Origin of the sequence: Thermomonospora sp. CIF 1 (genome assembly GCF_001896795.1) — a bacterium.
Classification (GTDB): domain Bacteria; phylum Actinomycetota; class Actinomycetes; order Streptosporangiales; family Streptosporangiaceae; genus Thermomonospora; species Thermomonospora curvata.
Genome location: NZ_MOYN02000009.1, coordinates 1 through 9461 on the forward strand (window position 1 = coordinate 1; position 9461 = coordinate 9461).

The 9461-nt window shown below is 68.7% G+C and carries 7 protein-coding genes; all 7 read left to right on the forward strand.

What is annotated here, in order from left to right; all coding sequences use genetic code 11:
* Positions 1–1304: 1304 nt before the first annotated feature.
* The 7 genes from cas6 (at position 1305) to cas2 (ending at position 9328) form a co-directional block, all read left to right on the forward strand.
* Positions 1305–1916, forward strand: a complete 612-nt coding sequence (cas6, locus tag BUE48_RS04645; protein WP_217265450.1) for a CRISPR-associated endoribonuclease Cas6 — start codon at positions 1305–1307, stop codon at positions 1914–1916.
* Complete coding sequence (locus tag BUE48_RS04650) at positions 1913–3319, forward strand: hypothetical protein (RefSeq protein WP_148232926.1); 1407 nt, start codon at positions 1913–1915, stop codon at positions 3317–3319. The genes cas6 and BUE48_RS04650 overlap by 4 nt, the downstream gene beginning before the upstream one ends.
* Positions 3319–4380: a type I-B CRISPR-associated protein Cas7/Cst2/DevR gene (gene cas7i / locus BUE48_RS04655; protein WP_012851304.1), complete on the forward strand. Its 1062-nt coding sequence runs from the start codon at positions 3319–3321 to the stop codon at positions 4378–4380. Before BUE48_RS04650 ends, cas7i begins: the two co-directional genes overlap by 1 nt.
* A gap of 114 nt (positions 4381–4494) precedes the next feature.
* Positions 4495–7578, forward strand: coding sequence for a CRISPR-associated helicase Cas3' (cas3, locus tag BUE48_RS04660; protein ID WP_286989027.1), 3084 nt, complete (start codon positions 4495–4497; stop codon positions 7576–7578).
* On the forward strand, positions 7575–8084 hold the full coding sequence (gene cas4, locus BUE48_RS04665) for a CRISPR-associated protein Cas4 (protein ID WP_286989029.1): 510 nt from the start codon (positions 7575–7577) through the stop codon (positions 8082–8084). The genes cas3 and cas4 overlap by 4 nt, the downstream gene beginning before the upstream one ends.
* A complete protein-coding gene (gene cas1b / locus BUE48_RS04670) occupies positions 8081–9061 on the forward strand; it encodes a type I-B CRISPR-associated endonuclease Cas1b (protein WP_286989031.1) in 981 nt (326 codons plus the stop codon). The genes cas4 and cas1b overlap by 4 nt, the downstream gene beginning before the upstream one ends.
* A 3-nt stretch (positions 9062–9064) precedes the next feature.
* Positions 9065–9328 (forward strand): CRISPR-associated endonuclease Cas2, encoded by a 264-nt coding sequence (gene cas2, locus BUE48_RS04675; RefSeq protein WP_012851308.1) that lies wholly within the window; start codon positions 9065–9067, stop codon positions 9326–9328.
* Positions 9329–9461: the final 133 nt, after the last annotated feature.

Genomic DNA, 9461 nt, shown 5'->3' on the forward strand with positions numbered 1-9461 from the left:
GTTGCGATCCCTCCAGGGGTGATGAGCGACCCGAGAGTAAAGTCCCAGCTCAGAGGCGTCCTGAAGGCGGGTTGAGCGAGGGGTTTTGCAGCGGTCCGGCGGTAGTGCAGCGCCGCAGGTCAGAAGGGGTGCGATGGTGATCGTGTTGCTGTGACACCTGTTCTTCGTCTCCGCAGGCATTCCGGTCGTCGCTCTTCACCTGGTCAGGCTACGGCCTGCTGTGGGTCGTGACATGGTGGGCATGCGGATGTATGCCGACATGTTGTCTTCTGGTATGTGGACAGCCTTGAGGTCTGTGGGGTCCATGCTTGGTTGACGGCCGAAGAGAGCCCGGACGGTGGCATGGGGCCAACTGGGGGACTGGTTCAGGGGACGACTCGGTACGGCTACGAAGCCGCCGACATGGGGAGCCCTGGGGTGCGCTGACTCGGGTGATCTTGTTCGGTGAAACGGGGGCCATCTCAACCGCTCTGATGGACGGTCTTGGGGCGCCAGTCCACTGGTGGCATGTTGGTATTGCCGCACGGTTTGTGAGCAACGTAGATTCCTCTGGCTCCATGACCTCCGCTGTGGAGAGTGGTATCGAGAGAAGAGGTCAGGGCCGAGTCATGGTGCCATGGCCATGCGGGAGCTCTCCTAACGTTTGTTGCAAGTAACTAGGACTATGCAACTATGTTCAAGTTTGTCTGGGTTGTCGCTTGAGTCCTTTATTTGAAGTGAGCGGCTGTGTGTGGCGCAAATCCCGTATTGTCCGTTATTGCGCTTGTGCCTCTCCTGGGATGCGAGGTTCTTAGAGCAGGCTAACCGGAAACCTGCATCAGCGGTGTTCCAAAACTCCCTTAAGGGTCAGTCCTCCAAGAGGGTTGAGGAGGCGAGATGTCATCTGCGGGCATGAAGTCTTGCGGATCGGCATCGTAGCGCCCTCTCCGGAGGCGACCGCTGGCCGTCCATGGATGATCGGCGGCGCCTCAAAGGGGAATCCCCTGAAGATCTCGGCGAAGGTAATGGCTGCCTGCCCGCATGCTGACGGTGGGCGGACAGAAGCGTGATCACCTGTGGCCCTCTTGGGGTGTATACCAGTCGATCGTGGTGTTACGGGCGAGTATCTGTGCATTGGCCGTAACGGGCCACGAAGGTGTTGATCTTTGGAGTGCCCCGTTTTTGTCGGATGCGGCTGCTAAGACTTCTCCAGGCAGCTCAAAGGGCTAGTCAGGAGGGCCTCTAAGGTGCGGTTTCGGTTGGACGTTGCAGCCGACAGACCCGAGTTGGCCTGGCGCGATGTTCACGGGCCGGCTCGGGGAGTGGTGTACGGGCTGTTGAAGTCGCAAGACCCGGAGCTGTCTCAGCAACTGCACGACGTGGGATGGCAGGGGCATGCGCTTCGGCCGCTGGCGATCTCACCGCCGATCTTTTCGGGGGCCAAAAAGCGCAAGGGCGCGTATGCGACCTCTTCGAAGGGTTCGGTGTGGATCGGGTCGCCGGTTCCCCGGATCGCCGGCTGCCTGCTGGCCGCCCTGGCCGGCCGGCAGCACCTGCGGTGGGGTGAGGCGACCTTGCAGATCAAGGGAGTGGAGGTGGAGAACACACCGGACCACTCCTCGGGCGAGGCCGTGTTCGAGACCGTCTCCCCGGTGATCCTCAAGCACGAGGGGCGCTACCTGCTTCCCGGCGATGCGGCCTATGAGGAACGCCTGGTGCACAACCTCCGGCACAAGGCCGACGTGCTGGGCCTGCCGTCGGACGTGCGGGTGGAGGTGCTGGCAGCCGGGCCCCGGCGGCGCTTCGACGTCCAGGGCGCGATGCGGATCGGCGCGACGGTCAAGCTGAGCATCACCGCCGCGCCCAGGCTCTTGGACGCCATCTACGACTGGGGGCTGGGATTGGTGTCCATCCAGGGATTCGGGTGGATCCGGTGACCTCCGCGACGGTCGCCGAACCGGTGCTGACGCCCTCGGGCCATCCGCTGCAGCGCTGCGGCGTGTGGGCGGTGACGCTGCTGGCGGGAGGTGACCGTCCTGAGACGGTCACCGAAGACGACATGGAACGTGTCGTCGAGCGGCTGGTCGAAGACATCGTCACGGCGGCGACCGCCCCCAAGGACAGCGTCTCCTACGACTGGTGGAAGGTGCTGTTCGCGCTGTATCCCAACTCCAAACCCACCCATGCCAAACGGTCCCGGGACCGGGCCGTGCTGTATCCGCAGGTCGCGGAGCTGTTCGCGCCCGACCCGATGGGAGCGCCCCTGCTGCCCTGCACGTTCTGCGCGCGTCCCAGCGGCACGGTGTGGACCAAGACGAACCTGCCGATGTTCGAGTCCGAACGCGCGCTCAACACCCTGCCTCCCGGCGTGCCGGGCTGGCCGGTGTGCCGGGCGTGCCGGGTGGCGCTGTGGGCCATGCCTTATGGCGCGTGGGTGACCCAAGGGTCGGCGACCGTGCTGACGTGCGATGACACGGCCGTGGAGCAGGAGTTCGCAACCCGCAACCTGGTGCGGGCCGGCCGGATCCGTCAGCTCGGGTTCGCCGGGCTGAAGGCGGGGGCGGGCCCCGAGGCGGTCGTGGTGCGGGCGTTGCGGGAGCACGCCGCCGACTCCGGCGGGGCCTGCACGCTGTGGACGTTCAAAAACGACAACCAGGAGCCGTGGCTTCGGGTCACCGAGACCCGGCAGGGCATCGCCCGCTTCCTGCGGGCGATGCGGGCCGATGCGGACTGCCGGCACGGCTGGGCGGCCCTGCAGAGATCCATGCACCGCCGGGACCGGTCCGGCGCGGTGACCGTGGACGGCGCCACGGCCGCCGCCCGCACGCTGTTCGATCCCGTCGACGACGAGGAGCGCGACCGCCTGCCGCTGGAGCTGATGCGGCGCGCCCGCGACCCCGATGCCCTCAACCAGCGAACCTTGCGCGGCTGGCGCGCCTTGTGCCGGCTCTACCAGGAGGTGATGTACGACATGGACCCCGGTCGGCTCGACAGGGCCACCGTGATGCTGGCCGACTGGATCACCCAAGACGGCACGCGAGGCCGCTTCAACGAGTTCCGCCGCGCCGTCAACAGCGCCTATGACCTGCAGAAGCTGCTGATGAAGGCCAGCGCGCGGCTGTTTTTGGACGGCAGCGACAGGGTGCGGATCAACGACCTGATCCCGCTCCTGCAGGCCGAGGGCAACCAGGGCTGGCGGGTGCGCGGGCAGCTGTACTTCGACGTCCTGGACGAGCTGATCCGCCGCGGAGTGCGGATCGGCAAGAGCGACGACGAGGACGACCCGGCCAGTGAGGACGGCGAATACGACGACGGTGACGAAGGGGAGGAGTACGCCTGATGAGCTACCTGGCCGGGAAGATCGTGCTCGCGGTCACCGCGGGCGCGCCCAACAACGACAAGGGCGAGTCAACGACCGCGCCGGTCAAGAAGGCCCGCATCCGCGGCGAGTGGTATCCCTACATCTCGGCGCAGGCGTTCCGGCGCTGGCTGCGCGAGACGATGACCGCGCTGGGATCGGTCCCCTCTCCCACCGAGCGTGTCGGCAAGGCGCAGGGAAAGGCGCAAAAGGCCACCACCGCGGGCGACCCGATCACCTATATCGACGATGACCTCTTCGGCTACATGAAGGCCGGCCCCAAAGGGGACGACAAGGGCACCACGCTTCGCGACAGCCCGTTCATGGTGGGCACGTTCCTGTCGGTCGAGCCGGCCAAGCCCACCACCGACTTCGGGGTGATGTCCCGCGGCATCGACGAGCCCGTGCTGCACTCCCACGAGTTCTACACCGCCGACCTGGCCGCGCCGTTCCTGCTGGACCTGCCCCGGGTGGGCACCTTCACCCTCCCGGAGAAGAACGGTGTGGGACGTCCGAACTACCTGAGCGAGCAGGAAGCGCTGGCGGTGGCCGGAGCGGTCCAGATGGGCGCCGTGCCGGTGAAGTTCCGCGGCCAGCAGGCGGTGCGGCTGCCGCTGGAGATACGCCGGGAGCGGGTCGCGCTGCTGCTGGAGGCGTTGGCCGAACTGGTCGGGGGCGCCAAGAAGGCGATCCACTACGGTGACCGCACTCCCGCCCTGGTGGCGCTGGTCCCGATGGCCGGCGGGGTGAACCCGCTGGGATTCGTAGTGGACGGCGCCGAGGACGGCAGCGGGCTGCAAGTGCGGGCCGAGGTGCTCAAGCAGGAACTGGACGCCTGGCAGGGGGAGTGGGAGGCCCCCGTCCGCTTCGGCTGGCGGCCGGGCTTTCGGGAGCTGGTCCGCAAGGAGTTCGAAACGGACGCGGCCGACCTGATCGAGGCGGAGAAGGTCACCATCGGCCACCCCAGGGTGATGCTGCGGGAACTGGCCGCGGAGATCCGCGACGGCCGGCACGACGCCTGGTTCGACGACCCCGCGCGGTGAAAGAGCCCCGCATGGCGGCGGACATCGACCACATCACCGCACCCCATCGCGCTCTCAGACCCTGCCGGCATATGACCGGACGCGCCGCGCGCGGGCCGGGAAGAGGAGGACGCCATGCCGGATGAACGCAGGCCGATCGAGGCCGTCCGCGTGCAGCTGTATGCGCCCGTGGCCTCTTTCCGCGACCCGATGTTCCCCGGGGTGACCCGCTGCCTGCCGGTCCCTCCGCCTTCGACGCTGCGGGGGATGCTGGCCGCGGCCACCGGCCGTCCCGCCGAACCGGTCGTGCTGGGGGTGTGCGCCTACGCCGAGGGACGCGGCGTGGACACCGAGACCTACCACCCGATCGCGGCCGACGGCTCCAACCCCGCGATCGGCGGACGCGTCAGGCCGGGCAAGGGCGGCATGACGATCCGGGAGCGTCCATTCCTGACCGGAGTGCACATCACTTTGTGGGTGCCGATGCCCGACGGGGAACGGATCGCCACGGCGCTGCGGCGACCGACCTGGGGCCTGCGGCTGGGACGCTCCCAAGACCTGGTGCACGTCCGCTCGATCACCCGGGTCGAGCTGGTGCCCACCGACCGGGCCCGCATCGGCCACGCGCTGGCTCCCCGCGGCGGACATCAGGCGCCGCAGGCGAACCTGCTGCGGCTGGCCGACCACGTCAGCACCGACCGGCTGCGCACCGACTACGGCGACTACCTGTGGTGCGCCGAACCGCCGACCGATGTCCGCCCGGTGGCCGGCGCCTACCGGGACGGCGATCAAGCGGTCTGGCTGCAGGCGCCGCCAGCGCCGGAGACCGGCGACGACGGCGAGCTCGCCGGAGTTTTCGGCAAGTCCAAGGCCGCATCCAAGCTGGGACGTCCCGAGCTGCTGATCGAGCACAGCGTCACCGTGCGAAGCGCCGCCCAGGCGGTGGCCGAACGCATCGGCTCACCGGGAATCCTGGCCGACCGCCCGGGATTTTGGACCCAGGTGGAGATCGCCGCCCTGCTGCACGATGCGGGCAAAGTAGCCGAAGGCTTCCAAAACCAGTTGCGCCCCGGCGGCGAGCCCTGGGGGGAGCGGCACGAGGTGCTCTCCCTGGCCTACGCCGACCTGCTGACCCGGCACCTGCCCGAATCCGACCGCACCATGATCGCAGCCGGGGTGGCCTTCCACCACAGGCCCCTGATCTCGGCGAGCGGACGGGACCTGCGGGAGATGTATCCGCCCGAGGCGGCCTGGGAACGCAAGTTCGGCCGCGATCCGGACGCTCCCCCCACGCGCCCCCGCGTCCAGGTCACCCCGGCCCGCCACGCCGCGCTGCTGCGCTGGCTGGCCGCCCAGCTCGGCATCCCGCCCCCGGAACCGGACGGACGGCGGCTATGGGAGCTGGCCCGCGACGCCTTCGCCCGTCTGCACGCCGCCTGGCGCGGCCGGGTCCCTCCCGAAGACGGGCTGGTCGCGGTGCTGCTGCAAGGAGCGGTCACCCTGGCCGATCGGTCCGGCTCCGCGCACGTGCCCCTGCAGACCCACATGCCGTTGCCGCGCCGGTACATCACCACCCTCCCCGCCCCCTACCCCCACCAGCGGGCCGCCGCCGAGACGACCGGGCACCTGGTGCTGTGCGCCCCCACCGGCAGCGGCAAGACCGAGGCCGGGCTGGCCTGGGCCTCCCGGCAGCTCGACGACATGCCCGGCCATCCCCGGCTGCTGTGGGTCCTGCCGTACCGGGCCTCCATCGACGCCGCCCGCGACCGGTTCATCAAAAGCCTGCTGCCGGCTCCCGGCCAGAAGAAGCCCGACATCGGCGTCCTGCACGCGACCGCCGCCCGGACCCTGCTGGCGCGGGCCACCACCGACGATTGCCCGCCCGGCCCGCGCCAGGCGCGCAAGGCACGCGACCAGGCCGCCGCCATGCGGCTGTTCGCGCAACGCATCCGGGTCGCCACCCCCTACCAGCTGCTGCGCGGCGCCATCGCCGGGCCGAGCCACTCCAGCGTGCTGCTGGAGCAGGCCAACGCGCTCATCGCACTGGATGAGCTGCACGCCTACGACCCGGCCACGTTCGGACGATTGTGCGCGGCCATGCGGCTGTGGCAGATGCTCGGCAGCCGGGTGGCCGTCTTGTCGGCCACCCTCGCCCCACCCATGATCGACCTGCTCAAGGACACCCTCGACCAGGTGACCGTGCATCGGGCGCCGCCGGGCACCGCCCCCGACCGGCACCGCCTGGTGCTGGACGACCAGCCGATCACCGCACCGCAGAGCCTGGACCGCATCCGCCGCTGGCTGACCGAAGGCCACAGCGTGCTGGTCGTGGCCAACACCGTCGCCACCGCCCAGCGCCTGTACCGCGAACTGGCAGGTCACGCCAGAGCCGTCCTGCCCGACGACCCGGACGCGGCGATCCTGCTGCACTCGCGGTTCCGGGCCGAGGACCGCGCCGCCATCGAACGGCGGATCAGCACGCGCCACCCCGAACGCGCCGTCGGCGAAAACACCCGCCGCGGCGGGCTGGTGGTGGCCACCCAGGTGCTGGAGGTGTCGCTGTGCCTGGACTTCGACCGCGGGGTCAGTGAACTGGCGCCGATCGAGGCGGTCGCCCAGCGCGCCGGCCGGGTCAACCGGCGCGGACGCCATCCCGACGGCGTGGTGGAGTTCCGCGTCCACATGCCCGAATCCGCCCTGCCCTACGAGGAGGGCGCGCTGGATGCGGCCCTGTCGGCGCTGCGGAACACGCCCAGCCCGGTGATCTCCGAACAGACCGTGGAAACCTGGCTCCGCCACGCCTACGACACCGAGTGGGGACGGCAGTGGGCGAGCCAGGCCGAGCGTCACCGCAAGGAGTTCTTCGAATCCTTCCTCACCTTCTGCGACCCCTTCCACGACCGCACCGAACACGCGACCGGCCTGGACGAGGCGTTCGACAGCATCGAGGTCCTGCTGGAAAGCGACGCCGAAGAGTACAGCCTGCGCTCCAGCGGCCCCCATGGAGACCCGCTTCAAGCCGCCGGGCTGCTCATCCCGCTGCGCAAGGCCCAAATCCACCGCCTCCACCGCAACGGACGGGCACACCTGGACCGGGAGCGGGCACGCCGCGAACGACGCCCGCCCCTGTGGCTGATCAACGCCCCCTACAGCGAAGAAACCGGCCTGGACCTCAGCGCCGAGGCCACGTCCCCGCGGCAACCGGAGACCATCCTGTGAAGTCGCTTCCCCGCCCGGACGCCATAGGCGGAGTGCACATCAAGTACCTGCTGCACTGCCCCAGACAGCTATGGCTGTACTCACGCGGCTACCGTCCCGAGCAGCGCAGCGACGCCGTCGCCTTCGGGGAGGCCGTGGACGAGACCACCTACACCCGCCGCCGCGACATCGACCTCGGCGAAGCCAAGATCGACTGGGTCACCACCGGCGCGATCGTCCACGAGACCAAAACCTCCCGCCGGCCCTCCGACCAGCATCGCGCCCAGGTCCGCCACTACTGCCTGCTGCTGGAACGCCGCGGCGTCAACGTCCGCGGCGGCGTCATCCACTACCCCCTCATCCGCCGCAAGATCGACGTCCCCTGGGACGCCACCGCCCGTACCGAAGCCGAAACCACCGAACAACAGGCCCAAGAAGTGATCGCGGCTTTGCACATACCGCCCCGCCTGCCCCGCAGCCGGTGCCGTGGCTGCGCCTACAACGACTACTGCTGGGCGGAGGCATGAGCTCCGCCGCCCGCACCTACTGGCTCACCGAGCCCTGCCGGATCCGCCGCGAAGCAGGCAGCATCCGCATAGAACGCTCCGACCGCAGCCCCGTCCGCATCCCCATCACCGATATCCGGGACCTGGTCGCCTTCGACCACATCGACATCAACACCTCAGCGGTCTCCCTGCTGAGTCGGCACGGCGTGATCGTCCACATCCTCGACCACTACGGCAACTACGCCGGCGCCATCACCCCGGCCGAGGACTCTTCTTCCGCCCTCGTCCTGCGACGCCAGGTCGCCCTCACCGCTGACGACGCCACCCGCCTGTCCATCGGCCGCGCCCTGGTGGCGGCGGCCGCGGCCAACGTCGCCTGGGCCTTGGACACCGACCTGCTCGATGCGCCACTGGCCCGGCTGCCCGAACAACTGGACGGCTGCCGCGACACCGAGCAGCTCATGGGAATCGAAGGCAACTTCCGTCGTACCGCCTGGGAGACCCTGGATACCTTCCTGCCCCCATGGCTCCGCCTGCAAGGCCGCACCCGCCGCCCACCGGCCAACGCGGGCAACGCCTTCATCAGCTACCTCAACTCCATCACCTACGCCCGCGTCCTCACCGCTTTGCGCTGCACGCCTCTCCACCCGGCCCTGGGCTTCATGCACGCCGACACCGACCGCCGCCGCAACACCCTCGCCCTCGACCTGGCCGAACCGTTCAAGCCCTTGTTCGCCGAACGGCTCCTCCGCCGCGCCGCCGCCCAGAAAACACTCACCCCTGCGGACTTCGAAAGCGACGTCAACCACGCATCCCTCAGCAAGGCCGGCCGCAAGAAGGTCGCAGAGCTCATCCGAACCGAGCTCGCCACCACCGTCCACCACCGAGCCCTCAAGCGAAAGGTCTCCTACGAAGAGCTCCTCCATCTGGAGGCCCTCAAAATCGTCCGACTCTGCCTGGAAGGCACTCCCTACAAGCCGTTCCGCCCCTGGTGGTGACCGATGTTCGTCATCGTCGTCTACGACACCCTCGCCGAACGCAACCCCCGCGTCCTACGCACTTGCCGCCGTTACCTGCACTGGGTACAGCGCAGCGTCTTCCAAGGCGAACTCTCCGCAGCCCAGCACCGAACCTTCATCTCCGAGATCAAGCAACACATCGACCCCGGATACGACAGCGTCCTGATCTACCGGACCAGGACACCCCACCACATCGAAACCCAAACCCTCGGCCAGACCCTTGGCAACACCGACCCCGTCCTGTAAGAAGAACCTTCTGACCTGCACATCTGCACTACCGCCGGACCGCTGCAAAAACGCCCGACCAACCTCCCTGCGAGATGCCTCTGAGCTGCGACTTTACTCTCGGGTCGCTCATCACCCCTGGAGGGATCGCAAC

Coding starts and splice junctions, on each gene's coding strand:
- cas3 (WP_286989027.1), top strand. CDS start 4,495: ATGCCGGATGAACGCAGGCCGATCGAGGCCGTCCGCGTGCAGCTGTAT.
- cas1b (WP_286989031.1), top strand. CDS start 8,081: ATGAGCTCCGCCGCCCGCACCTACTGGCTCACCGAGCCCTGCCGGATC.
- cas2 (WP_012851308.1), top strand. CDS start 9,065: ATGTTCGTCATCGTCGTCTACGACACCCTCGCCGAACGCAACCCCCGC.
- cas7i (WP_012851304.1), top strand. CDS start 3,319: ATGAGCTACCTGGCCGGGAAGATCGTGCTCGCGGTCACCGCGGGCGCG.